This window comes from Methylobacterium sp. E-016 (assembly GCF_022829745.1).
Classification (GTDB): Bacteria; Pseudomonadota; Alphaproteobacteria; order Rhizobiales; family Beijerinckiaceae; genus Methylobacterium.
Map to the genome: position 1 here is coordinate 35,195 of NZ_JAKSYF010000082.1, position 15,283 is coordinate 50,477.

The following is a 15,283-nucleotide window of genomic DNA, read 5'->3' on the forward strand; positions in this document are numbered from 1 at the left end:
CCGATGCGCCCCGGACCGGTGCGCTCCGGATCTCGGGTTCCCGGCTCGCCATCGTCGGCAACGCGCCGGGGATCGAGGCCGCCGCCGCGATCGACGCGGCGCCCTCGGTGGTGCGCTTCAACAACGCGGCGGGCTTTCGCGGACGCACCGGCTCGCGTGTCACCCACCTCGCCCTGGTCAATCGCGGCGGCCAGATGCGGGAATGGCTGGCCGATCCGGGCTTCCTCGACCGCCCGGTGGTTCGCGCGGCCGAGGCCTTCATCCTGCCGTTCCCGATGCTTCCGGCGGAGCACAACCGACCCGAGCAGGTGTGCTGGACCCGTGAGGCGCTGGCGCTGCTGGCTCCGCTCGGCAAGCCGGTTCACGTCCTGCCGGAAGACCTGCACCGCGAGGGTGGCCTGCGCCTCGGCGCCGGCACCATGGGACGGCCGAACCCGAGCACCGGCTTCCTCGTGACCCTGGCGCTCCTGCTCGGCCGGCCCTCGTGGTCCGGGCCGGTCGACGCCTACGGCTTCGGCTTCGCCGGCTGGCCCGGTCATCCCTGGGCGGCCGAGCGTGCTTGGTTCGCCGAAGCCGAGGCGTCCGGCCAGCTCCGCCTTCACCCGTCCGGATGACCGGCCCTACCGGGACCGTCCCCGCAACGTGATCGAGTTCCGCGCATGACCACCCTCGTCACCGTCCTGAAGGGCGGCGGCCGCTACGACGCGACCTGGGTCGAGCGCCTCGCCCGCGGCGTGCGCCGCCACGCCCCGGCGTTCGAGCGGATCCTCTGCCTCACGGACCTTCCGCTCGCCGTCGCCGGCGTCGAGCGGGTTCCGCTACGGCACGATTGGCCGGCCTGGTGGGCGAAGATGGAGGCGTTCCGCCCCGGCCTGACGCGGGGACCGACGCTGCTGTGCGACCTCGACACGGTCCTCACCGGGCCATGCGATGCGCTGGCCGAGCCAGGGCTCGCCGCGATGGAGGATTACTTCCACGAGGGGCGGCTCTCCAGCGCCCTGCTGCGCTGGGACGGGGGCGAGCTGGATTTTCTCCACGCCGCGTTCGCGGCCGAGCCCGAACGCTGGATGCGGGCCGGTTCGTGCGGCCGGGTCCCCAACGGGGTGCACGGCGATCAGGTCGTGATCGACCACCTGCTGCGCCGCGCGGGCCTGCGCCCGGACTTCATCCAGCACCGTTACCCCGACCTCCTCGACTTCTACGATCCGCGGCGGGCCGAGCACGGCCCGGTGGTGATCTTCATCGGCGATGCCAAGCCCGATACCGCAACCGGGCCGGTGCGGGCGGCGTGGGCCGGGTCCTGACCGCGCCGCGCGCCCTTACCTCAACGCGGCCGGCCTCAGCGCGGCCGGTCGTCGCCTGCGAGGCTGCCGACGCGCTCCGCGGCGAAGCGCTCGCGCAGCCAGGCCGCGGCGGGGCCGCAAGGCCGCTGCTTGTGCCAGACCAGCTCGAGGGCGATCGGCCAGTCGCCCTTGTCGAACTGCAGGTCCGGCGTGACGAGGTCCGGCGCGGTCTGCGAGGCGGCGATGACGTGGTCGGTGACGAAGGCCCAGCCGATCCCGTGCTTGACCATCTCCAGGATCACCCAGTGGCTCTCGACCCACCAGACCTCGGCGGCCACGCGAAGGCGGCGCTTCTCCGGCCCGTCGCCGCGCGCGGCGACGAGGATCTGGCGGTGGCGCTTCAGCTCCTCCCAAGCGACCCGCGCCTTCGCCAGCGGGTGATCGCGCCCGCAGACGAGCTTGAGCGGCACCCAGCCGATGGTCTGGAAGCCGAGCTCCGTCGGCAAGACCTCCTGGCGCCACATCACTCCGAGGTCGGCGGCGCCGGACTGCACCATGCGGCTGACGTCCTCCATCAGCGGGAAGAGCAGCTCCAGTTCCACCGATGGGAAGTGCCGGGCGAAGTCGGCGAAGAGCGCGCCGAGCGCGTGCTCGGGATAGAGCTCGTCGATGGCGACCACGAGCCGGTTCTCCACCCCCTGCTCGAGGCTGCTCGCGACTCCGATCAGGTGCTCCCGCCGGTCGAGCACCACCCGCGCCTCCAGCAACAGCCGTTCCCCCGCCGGCGTGAGCACCGGGTTCCGGCCCGCCCGGCTGAACAAGGCGAGGCCGAGATCCGTTTCGAGGTTCGCCACCTGCGTGCTGACCGCCGACTGCGCCTTCCGCAGCACGCGGGCGGCGCCGGAGAAGGACCCGGCCTCGGCCGCCGCCACGAAGGCCTGAAGCTGATCGAGCGAGACCGCCATCCATCGGCTTCCGAGATACGTACCAACTTGCCGGGCCGGATATCGCAGATAGAACGCGGTCGACCAACGAGGTTTTTTCGGGCCAGACCATGCGAACCACCCGCGACCGCATCCGCCATGCCATCCTGTTCGAGGTGATCGGGCTCGCGCTCATCATCCCGCTCGGGACCCTGCTGTTCGGGCTGCACGCCGCCGACATGGGCGTGATCGGCGTCGGAAGCGCGCTGGTCGCGATGGCGTGGAACTACGCCTACAACCTCGGCTTCGACCGCGCGATGCAGCGGCTGGTCGGGCATACGCGCAAGAGCCTCCCCCTGCGGGTGGCGCACGCCGTGCTGTTCGAGGCCGGGCTGCTCGTGATCCTGCTGCCGCCGATCGCCTGGTATCTCGGCATCGGCCTCGTCGAGGCCCTTGTGATGGATCTTGCGATCGCGGGCTTCTACGTGGCCTACGCCTTCCTGTTCAATCTGGCCTACGACCGGACGTTTCCGCTGCAGAGCTGGGCCGACGCCGCGGCGGAGCCCTCGGCTTGAGCCGCGGCGACGCTACGCGACCACGAGGGTCAGGGCGCGGTCGGCCGGGCCGAGCTCGACCCGCCGGCCCCAGTCGAAGGCGATGAAATCCTGCTCGATCCCGTCGGCGAAGACCACGCCGCCCTCGTTCATCCGCGAGGTCACCGCCAGCGCCGTGCCTGTCAGCTTGCCCGCCCGCACGGCGGTGCCGGTGGCGACGCTCGGGAACGGCTCGCGCACCCAGTAGCCGACCGCCGCCTCCTCGGTCCCGATACCGACCGTGAGGTGCGTCGCCTCCCCAATCGAGCGGGCCCAGCCGGTCAGGCCGGTCCCCGAGACGACGATGAGACCGCTCGACGATTGGTCCTCGGCCATGCCCGCCGCCTCGATCCGGTAGCGCGCCGATTGATGGCTGCGATGGCCGACGAAGATCTCGTTGAGCGCCAGCAGCCGCTCGCCGGTGTCGAGCACGCCCTGAACCATGGTGCGGCGCTCCACTGGGGCCGCCCCGGCGACGCTCGCCGGGAGCAGCGCGGGCAGGCGCCCGACCGCGATCCGCGCCAAGGCGCCGTCGTAGAGATCCGGGTCCGGGTTGACGCCGATCACCGGCTGATCGCGCAGGTACTTCGCCACGTTGGCGACGAGCCCGTCCTGGCCCACCGTCACGACGACGTCCTCGGGGGCGAACAGGAAGCGATCGAGGTCGACGCGCCGGGTCAGAGCCTGCCGCCAGTCCCCTGGCACCGCCGCCCGCGCCTGCCCTAGCACGGTGTGGAACCTGAGGTGGCGCGCCTCGACCTCGGCCAGGCTCTGGCCGCGGCTCTCCAGGAAGAAGCGGGCCTGCCCGCGGGTGGCGTGGCGGGCGAGCAGGGCCTCGTAATCGGTGTCGCGGATAACGAACACCGCCCGCGGGGTGATCACCGGCATGGCACGACGCCTAGCGCGAGGCGGCCGCGAGCGGCGGCACCAGCTTTCGGAACTCGCCCAAGGCGGCGGCCAGCAGGTCGGGCGTCACGTTGACGTGCTCGATCGTCTCGAGCTTGCCCGCGAGTTCGCGCGCGGCCAGCCCGAGCAGCACGGCCGGCGGGAGATCGCGATAGATCGCGGCGCGGCGCTGCTCTGCCTCCGCCCGGGCGCCTTCCACGAGGCGGATGCGCTCGGCTTCCGCCGCCGCTTCCAGCCCCTGCGCCTCGGCGAGGCCGGCGGCACGGTCGCGGGCGTTCTCAGCCTCCCGCGCGATGAGCAGCGCCTCGCGCCGGGCCAGTTCCGTCCGCGTCTCGAGCTCGTTCTCCGCGATGGCCCGCTCCTTCTCCACCGCGAGGGCGCGCCGCGCGAAGGTCGCCGCGTCCGCCTTCTGCTGAAGGGATTCGAAGGTCGGCGTCTGAAGCGCGCGCTCCAGCTCGCTCGACGGCGCCAGGTTGGTGAGCCGCACCGAGACCACCGCGATGCCGATCTCCGCCAGGGCCGGCGCCGCCTCCAGGACCGATTGGAGGGCGACGCGCAGGGGCTCGGGGCCGGCATCGAGGAGGGCGCCGACTGGGTTCCCGCCGATCGCCTGCAGGACCGCTTGGCCGGCGATGCCGCCGAGACGCGCCTCGATGCGCTCGATCGGCTCGCCCTGAGGCCTGCCGGTGCGCAGCCCGAGTGAGAAGTCGACCCGGCTCGCCAGCAGTTCCGGGTCGACCACGCGCCAGCCGATCGTCCCCTGCACCACGATGGTCTGGAAGTCCCGGCTGCGGCCGCGCACGAACAGCGTCATCTCGCGGTCGTCCATCGGCACCTCGCTGATGCTCGCGGTCTCCGGCCGGAACCAGAAGACGAGGCCGCGCCCGCTCTGCCGGATGCGGCCGTTGCGGTAGCGGATGACGTGGCTGCTCGCCTCGCTCTTCAGCTGCGCGACCGGACCGATGTTGCGGATCGTAGCCATGGGACCCTCCTCGTGGGGGCGGAGCCGCAGATCAGAGCGGCTTCCGGTAGCGATAGAGTTCGGCGGGACGGAACGAGGTGCCGGTCTCCCGGGCACCCGTCGGCACGAGCCAGCCCCGATCGAGCATCCGGCGGCGGAAGGCCGGCTTGTTCAGGGTCGTGCCGAGGATCGCCTCGTGCACGTCCTGCAGCTGCCGCAGGGTGAAGGTCTCCGGCAGCAGCGCGAAGCCGACGTCGGAATAATCGAGCTTCCCCCGCAGCCGCAGGATCGCCAGAGCCAGGATGTCGGCGTGGTCGAAGGCGAGCGGCAGAGCCGTGCGCGCCGCCCGATCCCGTGCGGCGAAGACCGCGACGGGGCGGCCCGCCTCGCTCTCCCCGGGCACCGCCATCCGGGCTGCCGACAACCCGGCGTCGCCCATCAGCACCTGCGTGAACAGCGCCTTGGGCAGGAGGGCGAGGTAGGCGACCGAGACGATGCGCATGCGCGGGTCCCGGTCGACGGCGCCGAAGGTGTAGAGCTGCTCGAGATGCGTCCGGGCGGCCTCGTCCGCGCCGAAGCCGGCCTTCTCGCGCAGGATCCGCCCGGCCGCCGCGTCGAGCGGCTCGTCGATCGCGACGAAGCTGCCGGGCAGCGCCCACCGGCCGGCATGCGGGTGCTGCGAGCGCTCGATCAGGAGCACGGCCGGGCGGCCCTCGCTCAGCCCCAGCAGGACGAGATCCACGGTGAGCGCCGGCCGCGCGAACGCGGCGGGATCGTACGCCTCCAGGAATTCGGTCTCGCTCACGGCAGCACCATATATCTTTTATGCATCTAACTAATATCCAAGATAGATCTATGTCAAGCGCGGGGGGTGATGCGCCGTCCTTGCCGGCCGAATTGCCCGTGCGGCAAGGGCGGCTTCGGCGTGCGGCGCGTCGCGTACGGCTGCGGAAAGCAAAATTTGATCGCAACCGCGGGTTTCGCGTTGATGACGCTGAACGGCAGCGTCTTCGGCGTTTGCCTCCCGGAACCACCGAGAGACGTGTCATGATGTTCATCCGATCCGCCTGCGCCCGAACCCTGATGGCTTCGACCGTCATCGTGGTGGGGTGGACGAGCACCGCCTCGGCGGACTGCCTGAGGCGGGTCTACAATCGCTCCGCCGCCGTTCTGGTCGCCAGCCAGGATGGTGGGCCCGCCTTCGTCGTGAAGCCGGGGCGTTTCGCCACCGTGCGGCTGTCGCAGCCGGGGCACGTCGATCTGACGGCCTACTGCGCACCGCTCGGCCGCCTCGGGCAGCCGGTCGCGGGCGGGCGGGAAGCCGCGAAGATCCACCTCGAATACGAGGCGGTCCTCGACCGTTGCTACATGAAGTTCGGCGACGGCTTCTTCCAGCCGGATCTCGGCCCCGGTTTCGTCGGCACGAAGGACACCGCGCCCTTCACCGTCAACAACCCGAACCAGGGCGATATCGTCCTCGGGCCGTTCAACGCGGAATGTACGGGACAGAACTGAGGACGCAGCGTCCTCGGCTTCGCGGCATTCTCTTCCGGAGCTTGGCTCCGAACCCGGCGTGCGTCGACCTCGAGTGGAATGTGGATCATGGCGGGCGAACAGGGAGACACCGCGCAGATGTCCGAAGTCCTGCGCCTGATCGGAATCTTGTCCGATGCGGTGCTCGACGCGCAGATCATGAATCGCCCGGTTCCGGAGGCGCAGGTCAAGGCACTGAACGATGCGGCGCTCCTGCTGCAGGAGCATCGCATCGCCCTGCCGCCGATGCTGCTTCAGGCGCTGCACGGCCTGGACAGCACGCACGGTCTCGATCGAGCGATCAGGGGTCGCGGCGACGATGCGGCGACGGAGATCGTTCGCGAAGCGGAGGAACAGGACGAGACAAGAGGTCTTTCCCGATTCCTGCGGCCGTTCCGGAACTATCGTTCGTAGGCCGGCTTCTCTCGGCATATCTCCGGAGGAAACATGACCAAGTTCACGACCCTTTCTGGCGCTGCCGCCATCCTGATGCTCACGGCCGGCGCGTCCGTCGCAGCCCCCTGTGCGGTGGGCACGACCACCAACAACCAGGGCACGTCGTCCTCGGCCGACAAGAGCTCGATGGCCGACGGGACCTCGACGGCGAAGACGACCCCCGGCGCCAAGGCCGAGACCCCCGGAACGGTCGGTGCCCTGAACAACGTCGGTGCCGGCACCAAGCCCGCCGACGGCGAGCAGAAGCCGGCCGAGGGCCAAGTGGTGAAGCCGGGCAGCAACGACTGCTGAAGCCCGAAACCGATTCCAGACCCTCGATCCGATGGCCCTGCAGCATCTGGCCTGCAGGGCCATTTTCATGCGTCGACTTCCCGTTCCTTAATCAACTCCGAAATCGACCCAATCTCCGCCCCGCGGCGTGGAGAGGGTCTGCGGGTTCGCGAAGCCGATGCTTCATGAGCGGGTCATGGTGGACGGGTATGCGTTCCGGCGCCTGCCGTGCGATCGACGGAAAGCTTCTGAGATCGGCTTCGTTCGGGACGGTCAGATCGCCGCGCGGCAGCCGTTCTCGCTGCACCGCAGCACTGCGAGCCCCATCTATGGTGCAACGCAAGCGCTGACAGCTACACCGTCGGTGTCGCCGAACCGGAGATCCGCCATGTCGAACCTCGAACACCGCGCCGCTGCCCGGCTCACCTCCGCCGATCTGAAGGCATTGCCGCTCGTCCCGGAGCACATCCGCGCTCAGTACGGGGACGCTCTCACCCGCATTCCGCACGTTCGCGTCGTCGCCCGCAGGGTCGAAGCCAGCGCGGCCCTGCCGTCCGTGGGATCGTTCTTCGGCTGACGGCGCGTCTTCGGGCTCGGCCGCATCGTCGGTGGCGCCGCGAGGATCGGTGAGGTCCGATCCACTTCCGTCCCTGCTCCTGCGGATCCGCCGAGCCGTCGATCCCGTCGGCGACCGAAGTTCGGGATCGGCGTGAACTCGGTTTCCTCGTCGATTTCCCGCCCCTCGGGCTGGCACGTCGACGCCGGTGAGGAGCCCAGGGATGAAGACGAGCCGGTGCTGGACGATCTTTCCGCATCGTCGGCGTCGCCCGGAGGTGCATGATGTCGTTTCCGCGACGGTCTCCGTCTTCGTGAGCCAGGAAGGTCGCCACGCCCGTGATCGTGGCGAGCCGATCGGCGCCGCCCCCTACCCGGAGGGCTCCGACGAGCACGCGACCTGGGAGCGCGGCTGAAAGGTTCCGGATTGCGAGATCCGCGGCACGATCGCCAACCGCGATCCGGCTCTGACGGCCGAAGCGTCGAGCGACCTAGCCGGCGCGCCTGGCGCTCCACCGTCCGCTGCAACCGACGATGCCGCCGGTGGTGCGCCAAGTTCCGCTGCCGCTGCCCGCGGCGTCGAGGGTTCCCGCGATCGGCACCCGGTTCGCGCCCTTGACGATCGTGGCCTGCACGGTTCCGCCCTGCGAGACGCCGCCGTCGACGTCGATCTCGTCGCCTGGGATCGAAGCGTCGCTGTCCTTGATCTGAACCTGATAGCGCGTGCTCGCCGGGCACGGCCCTTCCTCGGTCACGGCCGTGATGGTCCACGAGCCGTCGAACCGATCGGGGACCCGGACCTTCTTCCGCGCGGCCTCGGCCGGAACGAGCAGCGCTGCGAGCACGCAGCCTGCGAGAACGGTGACGGAGATGCGAGACATGAGCCGCTTTTCGCGTGAGGGCGGCCGAGGGAAGGCCGGAAACCAGGGATACGGCGGAGCCGGCCGAAGGGTTTCCGCGCTCGTCATCCGTGCTCGCCATCTCTCGACGAGCCGGCAACCATGGCGTTAGGGCCGCGGACCTTTTCGGCGCTTGGGCCGGTTGATCCCCCGCCGCACCTGTCAGCGGTGTGGAGTGTCCCGTGTACAATCCCTTCTTCTCGTCGATGATGCTCGCCTTCGAATCCCAGAAGGTGATCGAGCTGCGCCTCGTGCGGCTAGCCTGGGGCGGCCGCGAGGGTATGGCCGAGATGCACTCGATGGTGGCCGAGAAGATTCAGGCGAGCATCGAGGCCGCCGGCACCCTGATGATGGGCGGCTCGCCCGAAGTCGTCGTGGCACGATACCGCGAGCACGTCGCCGAGAACACGAAGCGGCTGTCGGCCGTTTAGCCGTCCACCTGCCCGCGCCAAAGCGCGGACGCCCGGTCGGTGATCGCCTCGACCGACGGGCAGGCATCGGGAGGGTCGGCGAGGATCGCCGCCCAGGGGATCGAGGGCTGCGCGTCGTCCTCGGGTCTCTGAGCGAGGGCCGCGCCGCCATGCTCCTCGATGATCGGGAGGCCTTCAGCGCCGGCGCCGGCGTAGCCGCGGAGCACGATGCCGACGGCGTGCTCGCCGTGGCTTTCGGCTGCCGCGATGAACAACGGGTCCGCGGTCGAGCCGGATTCAGTACTCGGGACCGGGCGTGCGCCGACGACTTGCCGAAGCGGAGCGAGACCGCCCGTCGAGGCGGCGATGATGCCGACCGAGCCCATCGCGTCGAGCCTGCATCAACTCAGCATTGCGCGATTTAACTTATGATGGAGTGAAAGCGCGTCGCCTTCGCTATGCGGCTCGTAGGCGCCCCGATCGCCAGCCATGGCTTGCCGATCGGGTCGCCTGCCTCCCGTCCATCGGAGACGACGTTGCACGCTACTTTTTCGACATCGCGGACGGCGACCTTCGGATCGACGAGACCGGAACCGAATGTGCCGACCTCGACGCGGTTCGAAGTGCCGCCATGCAGATCCTTCCCGAGATCGCACGGTTCGAGATCGGGAACGGTGACCGGCACACCTTCACCGTGATCGCCAGGGATGTGGGCCGGCGTCCGGTGTTCACGACGACGTTGAGCCTGACCGGCCTCTGGTTGGTCGATCGGTGAGCGACGCCCCCGACCCGGGCCTCCCATCGGTCGCCCCAGCGTCATGGCTGATCCGCAAGCTGAAGAGCACGGCGCAGATTTCGGCTCGGGATCGCGCCGACATCGAGAACCTGTCGTTCACGGTTCGAACCTTCGGCGGACGCACCAGCATCGTTCACGAAGGCGACGTGCCCAAGCAGTGCTGCCTGGTGATGGACGGATGGGCGTATCGCTGCCGCAGCCTCGCCAACGGACAGCGCCAGATCTTCGCCTTCTACGTGCCCGGCGACATCCCGGACATCGAGAGCCTGCACCTGCACGTGATGGACCAGGGGCTCGTGGCGATCGCCCAGACCACGGTCGCCTTCGTCGCGCACAGCGACATGCGCGCGCTGATCGAGCGGAACACCTCCCTCGCGATGGCCCTGTGGCGCGATACGCTGATCGATGCGACGCGCTGCCGCGAGCGGGTTATCAGCCTCGGGCGGCGCCAGGCGGTCGGCCGGATGGCGCACCTGTTCTGCGAGATGTACATCCGGCTCAGGACGGTCGGCGTGGCGGACGACTTCCGGTACGTGCTGCCGCTGACCCAGGCCGAACTCGCCGACGCTTTGGGCCTGTCTTCCGTGCACGCGAACCGCTCGTTGCAGGAACTCAGGAAGCTCGGCTTCGTGACGCTTCACCGTCGCGAGCTGATCATCCACGACTGGGACGGCCTCGAGACGGTCGCCGAGTTCGATCCCGCCTACCTTCACATCGTCTGACTGCACATCGTCTGATCGGTCGGACGCCGGCACGCCGGAGCGGTCGCCGTCGCGCGTCGGAGAGGCGCGTCCGAGACCTGGCCCGAGAGGATGGCGCACGACGATGCCGGCAATGCCGTCACGGGGGGCGGCAAGCTGAGACTGAAGACGGCACGCAGACGATGTGAAAGGCGAAGCATCGTCGGCCACGATGCAGGGTTCGGCAAGCAAAAGACGGCGGGACGCCGCGGCTTTAACAAAGCGTTCACCACCACACGGGACACCTAGGACAACTCACGATTGTGGTCGGTCCATGTATCTGCCGTTGATCGCCGCACTGATCATGCCCTGCGCCCTGATGGTCGCCGTGGCCTCTGTCGCCAGCCGCGGCGACCCCGACGATCGCTGGACCCGTTCGCCCCACCGGATCCGCCGGCTCCTGAGCTTTTAAGGCGACCTTGCGGCCTTCCGCCGACGCGACGCCGTCCGCTTATGGTGTCCTGCCGCTCTCGACAGAACCGACGGCACGTTCACCACTTGTTAACCATTACAATCGAAAGTTGCGTCAGTAGATCGACGAGAACGGGTGCCGACGTGATTGGTCTTGCGCAATCCGAGGAACAGGCAGTCGAGCGCCTCACGCTCCGTCTCATCGAGGACGCCTATTACGACCTCGCGGCGGTGGTGCAGGGGGCGCAGCCGCAGGCGGCCGCCGCCTTGCTGGCCGTGATGGAGCAGCGCGTCACCGACGTCCTCACGGGGGTCTGCCGCACCCGCGCCGAAGGCGAACGCTCGGACGCCATCGCTCTGGCGGTCGGCGAGCGCGTCGCCGAGATCATGGACCAGGCGCATGGTCGCCGGTCGTCGGCGCGCGCTGCCTAGAGCATTTTCGAGCGAGACGGATGCCGGCTCGCGTGAAGACAATGCCATCTCACAACAAGATGAAGCATCGTCCGTGAACCAGTGATCACGGACGATGCTTCGGGAGATCGAACCATGACCGTTGACCGTAGCGCCACCTTCGAGAAGCGGGCGATCGAGGGCTTTCTCGGCGTCGCCCTGCAGGTCGCCCTGGTGCGGCTCGGAGAGCTGTCGGGAAGCCGCGCCGAAGAGGCACTGGACCATTTCGAGCATTCGCTCGTGCGCGCCCTGCGAACGTTGACCGGCCCGGAAGGGGCGAAACTGTCGACCCAGACCGCGGTCGAGGACACGATCGTCATCCTTCGCAAGACGATCGATGCCGCGAGCCGGAAGGTGGCCGAGGGCCAATCCGCGACGATGACGTCCCCGGCCATCGCAGCGTGACGCTGCCTTCGGAGGGAAGTCCAGCATCGCGCCGGTGCTTGGCTCGATATGCGCCAGAGCAGGCAGCCGGACTTGCTGAAGACCGTCGATCGGACCTTGCCTGATCCGACGACCACCGCCGCGGAGACAGGCTTGTCGCTGCAGACGTCGGCTTGAGCTTGTCGTCAGTGCCGAGCGTCGTCGCCTCATGCAGATCTCACCCGCGATAGAGGGTTGCTATTCCGGCCATCTCTATGTGACGTTGAGCCGACATTACGTATGCCAACCACGGGTGTGGGTACCCGCGTGCTCGACATCGCCTACGGTGATTGCGATCTCGCCGACGACCGCGGCGGGTTCGGATGCTGGCCGGTCTACCCCGAGATCGCCGCGCTCGATGGGGTGCCGGGAAGCGCGCCGTTCCTCAAGGCGGCGACGCCGCGAACCGACCCGGCCCGTACCATGACGCGCTCGACCTTCATCGCGAGGAGCTACGCGGCCTCTGCCCGGCAGGCGCCGGAGAAACCGACGTCCCGCCCCGTCGACGCGTGGCTGTCCGATGGCGCGGTGTCCGCGTTCCTTCGGGAGATCGCAGGCACATCGTCGTCGCGAGCCGGGCGTGAAAGGATGCGCGCGTCCCGTGCGGCCGGACCGATGCGGCAGGCGGCGACCGCATGACGCGCGCGTGGGAAAAGCTCAAGTCGCTGCTCTCCGGAGCACGGCCGCAGCACCTTGTCGAGCACGCCGAGCTTCGGACACGGCACCCGCCGCGGACCGTCGCGGACCGCGTCGAGCCGACGACGGTGGCCGGGAAGCAGGCCGCGCCGACAGACGACGGCATGGCTCTGGTCTACGAGGCCGTTGAGCGGGAACTTCGCGCGGCCGGCCTGAGACCGTGATCCGTGGCGGCCGGCCCGGGGGCGGTCGAGCCGCCGGACGCCTCGGTCGAACGGGGCACAGGTCCGCCCCCGCGGATGCGGAGGCGGACCGTTCTTGGGAAGCCTTACGCGGCGTCGGCGTCGTCGGCATCGAGGATGCCGTCGAGGTCGCCCACCAGCGCGTCGAGCTGCTCGGACGTCGAGCGGATCTTGAACCGCGTCCCGTCCTCCGCCTCCACCGCGATCTCGACGTGGTCGCCGACCTTGGCCGCCAGCGCCTGCTTCAAAATGTAGGTCGTCACGTCTGCCTTGTCGGCCATGCCAGCTCCTTCACGTTCGCCGCGGGCAACGCCGCACCGCTCGCTTCGTCGGTGCGGCAGAACCTCGCGGCACCGTGCATGGCGCACGGCCTCCACGGGGCCGGCACGCGATCCGCTCGGCCGTTCGTCACAAAGCCAAGCTATGACATTTCTGCAACCCAGGATTGATCGCAGCTGCGAAACTCAATCGCGCGCAATGCGTATTGGGATGTGCTCGGAACAGCAGCGACGCTGGTCGAGGCGTCTCCAACCTGAAAGCGAATGCCCGAATGACCTCCATCCATGCGCCGAAGCTCGCGACCAGCGGCGACCGATCGATCGGAAGCCGCATCGCGGCGTATCGGACCGCTCAAGGTCTGAGCCAGACCGCGCTCGGGCAGGCTCTCGGGGTCACGTTCCAGCAGGTCCAGAAATACGAGAAGGGACGCAACCGTGTCGGTGCTGCCCGGCTTCAGGCGATCGCGGATTTCCTGGGCGTCCCGGTCTCGACCTTCTTCGACGCTCCGGCAGAGATCGGCGATGGCCGCGAGTCGATTCAGCAGCTGTTGCAGGATTCCGAGGTGATGGACCTGATCAGGACGTTTGCCGGCATCTCCGACAAGGCGACGCGCCAAGGTGTCCTTGCCATCGTCAAATCCGCCGCAACCCTCGACGCCGAATTCACGAAGAGGGTGGATTCAGCGATCGTCGATTGAATGCGCGACCGATGGCGCCGCGCGCAAGGTCAGTCATCGACCGGGGCCGCCTGTGATGCCCTGAAGAGAAAGAGCGGGCTCGGGAGCGACTGAACGTATCGCGACATTATTGGTAAAATTGTTTTTTCGGGCGCCGAAAAGATAATTTGACGTCGTGATACCGATTTAATGCCGTATGCGCCGAGTGCATGGCGAAGTGTTGCGATGGACAGATGAGTGCGTCCGGGGGCGGAATTATAAAAGAAGAACTGGCCTTTGCTCGCATTATGTTGCGTTGCAAAATGCACATGTCGCAACGCACAAATTCTGTGGTTCAATCTCTCGGTCGGTCGGCTCTGCAAGCGACCCAACCGGAGATCCGTCATGCGCTTCACCCACGCCCTCGCCCTCATCGCGTTCGCCTCGGCATCCGTCTCCGCCGGCGCGGCGATGGCCGACGAGTCCTTGAACCTCACCCCGCCGCTCTACCGCGAGCAGGCCCGGACGTCTCAGCAGACGCGTTCCGTCAGCGATATGACCACGACGCCTCAGCCCGTGGCCGCCACGAAGCCGGTCGCGCCGCGCCGCGTTGTCGAGGTGGTCGCCGAGGCCGTGCCCGCTCGCTGAGTCCGCGCTCCCGTGGCGTCACGATCTGCGTTCGGCGGCCCGCCCGCCGGCGCAGCCGATACGGTCGCCGGCGGATCGCGATCGCGGGTCGGTGAGCCGAGGCGCGCCGCCGATGACCGTGACGCGCATCGCGACATCCCCGAACGCGGCATGGACGGCGTCTCGATTTCGACCTGAACCACCCTGTCGTGCGCAGCCTGTCTCCTCGTGACGGAGGCCGCACGATGAGCGAGACCGAATCATCGAGCCTTGGGCGATCGGATCTTCTGCAGCGGCAGTCGGATCGACGACGAAATCGCCGATCGTCGCGCTGACCGTCAGCTCGCGCACCGAGGCCACGCCTGAAGCGAACCCACCACACGACGTCGGCTCGGGCGTCGACCGGGCAGGAGGTCGTCGACCCGCATCGCCTACGGTACCGAGGACGACATCGAGATGGTGCCCGGCCAGCCGCGCTATCCCCGATGCATCATCGCGGACGAACGCACGGCCTTCGCATGGTCACCCGAGAGGTGGCGCGCGCGTGCATCATCATCCCGAGCGGGCGGCATCACGGCTCTTCGCCTCGCTGAGCGATGTCGCGGATTTCTCGTCACCACCGATCCCGCGACCATCAGGGCGGCGGAGGCAGGGTTTTTGAGATTCCGAGGCGTCGGCACCCGGAAGGGTGCGACCAACCGGCAAGGCGCGAACGCGCGACGGACCGAAGCGGGCGACCGGGGTCGGTGCCGCGTCCTCGGAAGCCGCCATTACCCCGGATGCGGCAGGCGAGGCGATCCCGACGCGGGATGCCGGGGCGAAATGTCCGTGCCGAGCACCGGACCGAAGCCGGTGGCACTTTGGAGCTTATCCAGCCTGCCGGAGTTGCCCTGGGCATTCCGCTTCCGACAGACGGCCTTCGGGCGCGTCGTCGCCCCCCGCAACAGGTTCGGAGACCATGATGGCACCGCCTGGAGAATTCGACATGAGCCGACGAGACGTGGTCGCCAGCGCGACCGCCGCCGCGGCCCTTTCCACCCTGCCCGCGGGCGCCCGCGCCGACGCTGCGTCCGGCGACCGCCCTGTCCTGGCGCGGGTGTGGTTCACGATCAACGGCCAGCGGCGCGAGCTCGAGCTCGACACCCGCACCAGCCTGCTCGATGCGGCGCGCGAGCATCTGCACCTGACCGGCTCGAAGAAGGGCTGCGACCACGGCCAGTGCGGCGCCTGCACGA

The 15,283-nt window shown here is 68.8% G+C and carries 27 protein-coding genes; 19 read left to right on the forward strand and 8 right to left on the reverse strand.

Going from position 1 to position 15,283, the window contains the following annotated elements; genetic code table 11:
• Positions 1 to 29 precede the first annotated feature (29 nt).
• Together MKK68_RS10355 and MKK68_RS10360 are read left to right on the forward strand one after the other, a co-directional pair.
• Positions 30 to 614, forward strand: coding sequence for a hypothetical protein (locus tag MKK68_RS10355; RefSeq protein ID WP_147859099.1), 585 nt, complete (start codon positions 30 to 32; stop codon positions 612 to 614).
• Between the two features lie 45 nt (positions 615 to 659).
• A complete protein-coding gene (locus MKK68_RS10360) occupies positions 660 to 1,304 on the forward strand; it encodes a hypothetical protein (protein WP_244030183.1) in 645 nt (214 codons plus the stop codon).
• A 35-nt stretch (positions 1,305 to 1,339) separates the two neighbouring features.
• On the opposite strand, the gene MKK68_RS10365 is transcribed toward MKK68_RS10360, so the two are convergent.
• Complete coding sequence (locus tag MKK68_RS10365) at positions 1,340 to 2,248, reverse strand: LysR family transcriptional regulator (protein WP_147842448.1); 909 nt, start codon at positions 2,246 to 2,248, stop codon at positions 1,340 to 1,342.
• Between the two features lie 89 nt (positions 2,249 to 2,337).
• On the opposite strand from MKK68_RS10365, the gene MKK68_RS10370 reads away from it, so the two are divergent.
• Entirely contained in the window at positions 2,338 to 2,781 is a 444-nt protein-coding gene (locus tag MKK68_RS10370) for a PACE efflux transporter (RefSeq protein WP_147842447.1), read from the forward strand.
• 12 nt (positions 2,782 to 2,793) lie between these two features.
• On the opposite strand, the gene MKK68_RS10375 is transcribed toward MKK68_RS10370, so the two are convergent.
• The 3 genes from MKK68_RS10375 to MKK68_RS10385 are packed head-to-tail and all read right to left on the reverse strand — an operon-like array spanning position 2,794 to position 5,471.
• On the reverse strand, positions 2,794 to 3,687 hold the full coding sequence (locus MKK68_RS10375) for a hypothetical protein (RefSeq protein WP_244030185.1): 894 nt from the start codon (positions 3,685 to 3,687) through the stop codon (positions 2,794 to 2,796).
• Positions 3,688 to 3,697: 10 nt separating this feature from the next.
• Positions 3,698 to 4,687, reverse strand: a complete 990-nt coding sequence (locus tag MKK68_RS10380; protein ID WP_244030187.1) for an SPFH domain-containing protein — start codon at positions 4,685 to 4,687, stop codon at positions 3,698 to 3,700.
• A gap of 31 nt (positions 4,688 to 4,718) precedes the next feature.
• Positions 4,719 to 5,471, reverse strand: a complete 753-nt coding sequence (locus tag MKK68_RS10385; protein ID WP_244030189.1) for an NUDIX hydrolase — start codon at positions 5,469 to 5,471, stop codon at positions 4,719 to 4,721.
• Positions 5,472 to 5,713: 242 nt separating this feature from the next.
• Between MKK68_RS10385 and MKK68_RS10390 the strand changes: the two genes are divergently transcribed.
• From MKK68_RS10390 to MKK68_RS10405, 4 genes are all read left to right on the forward strand, one after another.
• A complete protein-coding gene (locus MKK68_RS10390; RefSeq protein WP_244030191.1) occupies positions 5,714 to 6,181 on the forward strand; it encodes a hypothetical protein in 468 nt (155 codons plus the stop codon).
• Positions 6,182 to 6,268: 87 nt separating this feature from the next.
• The gene (locus MKK68_RS10395; protein WP_243936563.1) at positions 6,269 to 6,613 is read left to right on the forward strand and encodes a hypothetical protein; all 345 of its coding nucleotides are present in this window, start codon (positions 6,269 to 6,271) and stop codon (positions 6,611 to 6,613) included.
• A gap of 33 nt (positions 6,614 to 6,646) precedes the next feature.
• Positions 6,647 to 6,946, forward strand: a complete 300-nt coding sequence (locus tag MKK68_RS10400) for a hypothetical protein (protein WP_147859067.1) — start codon at positions 6,647 to 6,649, stop codon at positions 6,944 to 6,946.
• A 367-nt stretch (positions 6,947 to 7,313) separates the two neighbouring features.
• Positions 7,314 to 7,502 carry a hypothetical protein gene (locus MKK68_RS10405; RefSeq protein WP_244030193.1) on the forward strand — a complete coding sequence of 63 codons (189 nt, stop codon included), beginning with the start codon at positions 7,314 to 7,316 and terminating at the stop codon, positions 7,500 to 7,502.
• Between the two features lie 469 nt (positions 7,503 to 7,971).
• Here the strand turns inward: MKK68_RS10405 and MKK68_RS10410 are convergent, their stop codons facing one another.
• The gene (locus MKK68_RS10410; protein WP_243989253.1) at positions 7,972 to 8,448 is read right to left on the reverse strand and encodes a heme utilization protein; all 477 of its coding nucleotides are present in this window, start codon (positions 8,446 to 8,448) and stop codon (positions 7,972 to 7,974) included.
• Positions 8,449 to 8,561: 113 nt separating this feature from the next.
• On the opposite strand from MKK68_RS10410, the gene MKK68_RS10415 reads away from it, so the two are divergent.
• A complete protein-coding gene (locus MKK68_RS10415) occupies positions 8,562 to 8,810 on the forward strand; it encodes a hypothetical protein (protein ID WP_243989252.1) in 249 nt (82 codons plus the stop codon).
• On the opposite strand, the gene MKK68_RS10420 is transcribed toward MKK68_RS10415, so the two are convergent.
• Positions 8,807 to 9,064, reverse strand: coding sequence for a chemotaxis protein CheB (locus MKK68_RS10420; RefSeq protein WP_244030195.1), 258 nt, complete (start codon positions 9,062 to 9,064; stop codon positions 8,807 to 8,809). The two genes, MKK68_RS10415 and MKK68_RS10420, sit on opposite strands and share 4 nt — an antisense overlap.
• Positions 9,065 to 9,225: 161 nt before the next feature.
• On the opposite strand from MKK68_RS10420, the gene MKK68_RS29920 reads away from it, so the two are divergent.
• From MKK68_RS29920 to MKK68_RS10460, 8 genes are all read left to right on the forward strand, one after another.
• A complete protein-coding gene (locus MKK68_RS29920; RefSeq protein WP_409567214.1) occupies positions 9,226 to 9,564 on the forward strand; it encodes a DUF6894 family protein in 339 nt (112 codons plus the stop codon).
• Complete coding sequence (locus tag MKK68_RS10430) at positions 9,561 to 10,307, forward strand: Crp/Fnr family transcriptional regulator (protein WP_147842437.1); 747 nt, start codon at positions 9,561 to 9,563, stop codon at positions 10,305 to 10,307. The genes MKK68_RS29920 and MKK68_RS10430 overlap by 4 nt, the downstream gene beginning before the upstream one ends.
• Before the next feature lie 90 nt (positions 10,308 to 10,397).
• Positions 10,398 to 10,574 (forward strand): hypothetical protein, encoded by a 177-nt coding sequence (locus tag MKK68_RS10435; RefSeq protein ID WP_244030199.1) that lies wholly within the window; start codon positions 10,398 to 10,400, stop codon positions 10,572 to 10,574.
• Positions 10,575 to 10,599: 25 nt separating this feature from the next.
• Positions 10,600 to 10,737: a hypothetical protein gene (locus tag MKK68_RS10440; protein WP_187274779.1), complete on the forward strand. Its 138-nt coding sequence runs from the start codon at positions 10,600 to 10,602 to the stop codon at positions 10,735 to 10,737.
• 143 nt (positions 10,738 to 10,880) lie between these two features.
• The gene (locus tag MKK68_RS10445) at positions 10,881 to 11,168 is read left to right on the forward strand and encodes a hypothetical protein (RefSeq protein ID WP_243945430.1); all 288 of its coding nucleotides are present in this window, start codon (positions 10,881 to 10,883) and stop codon (positions 11,166 to 11,168) included.
• 81 nt (positions 11,169 to 11,249) lie between these two features.
• A complete protein-coding gene (locus tag MKK68_RS10450) occupies positions 11,250 to 11,591 on the forward strand; it encodes a hypothetical protein (RefSeq protein ID WP_244030201.1) in 342 nt (113 codons plus the stop codon).
• A gap of 285 nt (positions 11,592 to 11,876) precedes the next feature.
• Positions 11,877 to 12,248: a hypothetical protein gene (locus MKK68_RS10455; protein WP_244030203.1), complete on the forward strand. Its 372-nt coding sequence runs from the start codon at positions 11,877 to 11,879 to the stop codon at positions 12,246 to 12,248.
• A complete protein-coding gene (locus MKK68_RS10460) occupies positions 12,245 to 12,469 on the forward strand; it encodes a hypothetical protein (protein ID WP_244030205.1) in 225 nt (74 codons plus the stop codon). Before MKK68_RS10455 ends, MKK68_RS10460 begins: the two co-directional genes overlap by 4 nt.
• Positions 12,470 to 12,573: 104 nt before the next feature.
• Here the strand turns inward: MKK68_RS10460 and MKK68_RS10465 are convergent, their stop codons facing one another.
• On the reverse strand, positions 12,574 to 12,768 hold the full coding sequence (locus tag MKK68_RS10465; protein ID WP_147726124.1) for a hypothetical protein: 195 nt from the start codon (positions 12,766 to 12,768) through the stop codon (positions 12,574 to 12,576).
• A gap of 269 nt (positions 12,769 to 13,037) precedes the next feature.
• On the opposite strand from MKK68_RS10465, the gene MKK68_RS10470 reads away from it, so the two are divergent.
• Together MKK68_RS10470 and MKK68_RS10475 are read left to right on the forward strand one after the other, a co-directional pair.
• On the forward strand, positions 13,038 to 13,463 hold the full coding sequence (locus MKK68_RS10470) for a helix-turn-helix domain-containing protein (protein ID WP_244030207.1): 426 nt from the start codon (positions 13,038 to 13,040) through the stop codon (positions 13,461 to 13,463).
• A 363-nt stretch (positions 13,464 to 13,826) separates the two neighbouring features.
• Positions 13,827 to 14,069: a hypothetical protein gene (locus tag MKK68_RS10475; protein ID WP_147726322.1), complete on the forward strand. Its 243-nt coding sequence runs from the start codon at positions 13,827 to 13,829 to the stop codon at positions 14,067 to 14,069.
• A gap of 18 nt (positions 14,070 to 14,087) precedes the next feature.
• On the opposite strand, the gene MKK68_RS10480 is transcribed toward MKK68_RS10475, so the two are convergent.
• Entirely contained in the window at positions 14,088 to 14,399 is a 312-nt protein-coding gene (locus MKK68_RS10480; RefSeq protein ID WP_243936569.1) for a hypothetical protein, read from the reverse strand.
• A gap of 634 nt (positions 14,400 to 15,033) precedes the next feature.
• On the opposite strand from MKK68_RS10480, the gene MKK68_RS10485 reads away from it, so the two are divergent.
• A partial coding sequence (locus MKK68_RS10485) for a 2Fe-2S iron-sulfur cluster-binding protein (protein WP_244030209.1) occupies positions 15,034 to 15,283 on the forward strand: 250 nt, incomplete at its 3' end.

What these genes read in the sequence shown, in the direction of transcription:
- MKK68_RS10440 (WP_187274779.1), top strand. Translation starts at nt 10,600, where the DNA reads ATGTATCTGCCGTTGATCGCCGCACTGATCATGCCCTGCGCCCTGATG.
- MKK68_RS10370 (WP_147842447.1), top strand. Translation starts at nt 2,338, where the DNA reads ATGCGAACCACCCGCGACCGCATCCGCCATGCCATCCTGTTCGAGGTG.
- MKK68_RS10360 (WP_244030183.1), top strand. Translation starts at nt 660, where the DNA reads ATGACCACCCTCGTCACCGTCCTGAAGGGCGGCGGCCGCTACGACGCG.
- MKK68_RS10390 (WP_244030191.1), top strand. Translation starts at nt 5,714, where the DNA reads ATGATGTTCATCCGATCCGCCTGCGCCCGAACCCTGATGGCTTCGACC.
- MKK68_RS10405 (WP_244030193.1), top strand. Translation starts at nt 7,314, where the DNA reads ATGTCGAACCTCGAACACCGCGCCGCTGCCCGGCTCACCTCCGCCGAT.
- MKK68_RS10380 (WP_244030187.1), bottom strand. Translation starts at nt 4,687, where the DNA reads ATGGCTACGATCCGCAACATCGGTCCGGTCGCGCAGCTGAAGAGCGAG.
- MKK68_RS10375 (WP_244030185.1), bottom strand. Translation starts at nt 3,687, where the DNA reads ATGCCGGTGATCACCCCGCGGGCGGTGTTCGTTATCCGCGACACCGAT.
- MKK68_RS10365 (WP_147842448.1), bottom strand. Translation starts at nt 2,248, where the DNA reads ATGGCGGTCTCGCTCGATCAGCTTCAGGCCTTCGTGGCGGCGGCCGAG.
- MKK68_RS10400 (WP_147859067.1), top strand. Translation starts at nt 6,647, where the DNA reads ATGACCAAGTTCACGACCCTTTCTGGCGCTGCCGCCATCCTGATGCTC.
- MKK68_RS10435 (WP_244030199.1), top strand. Translation starts at nt 10,398, where the DNA reads ATGGCGCACGACGATGCCGGCAATGCCGTCACGGGGGGCGGCAAGCTG.
- MKK68_RS10395 (WP_243936563.1), top strand. Translation starts at nt 6,269, where the DNA reads ATGGCGGGCGAACAGGGAGACACCGCGCAGATGTCCGAAGTCCTGCGC.
- MKK68_RS10475 (WP_147726322.1), top strand. Translation starts at nt 13,827, where the DNA reads ATGCGCTTCACCCACGCCCTCGCCCTCATCGCGTTCGCCTCGGCATCC.
- MKK68_RS10460 (WP_244030205.1), top strand. Translation starts at nt 12,245, where the DNA reads ATGACGCGCGCGTGGGAAAAGCTCAAGTCGCTGCTCTCCGGAGCACGG.
- MKK68_RS10410 (WP_243989253.1), bottom strand. Translation starts at nt 8,448, where the DNA reads ATGACGAGCGCGGAAACCCTTCGGCCGGCTCCGCCGTATCCCTGGTTT.
- MKK68_RS10465 (WP_147726124.1), bottom strand. Translation starts at nt 12,768, where the DNA reads ATGGCCGACAAGGCAGACGTGACGACCTACATTTTGAAGCAGGCGCTG.
- MKK68_RS10470 (WP_244030207.1), top strand. Translation starts at nt 13,038, where the DNA reads ATGACCTCCATCCATGCGCCGAAGCTCGCGACCAGCGGCGACCGATCG.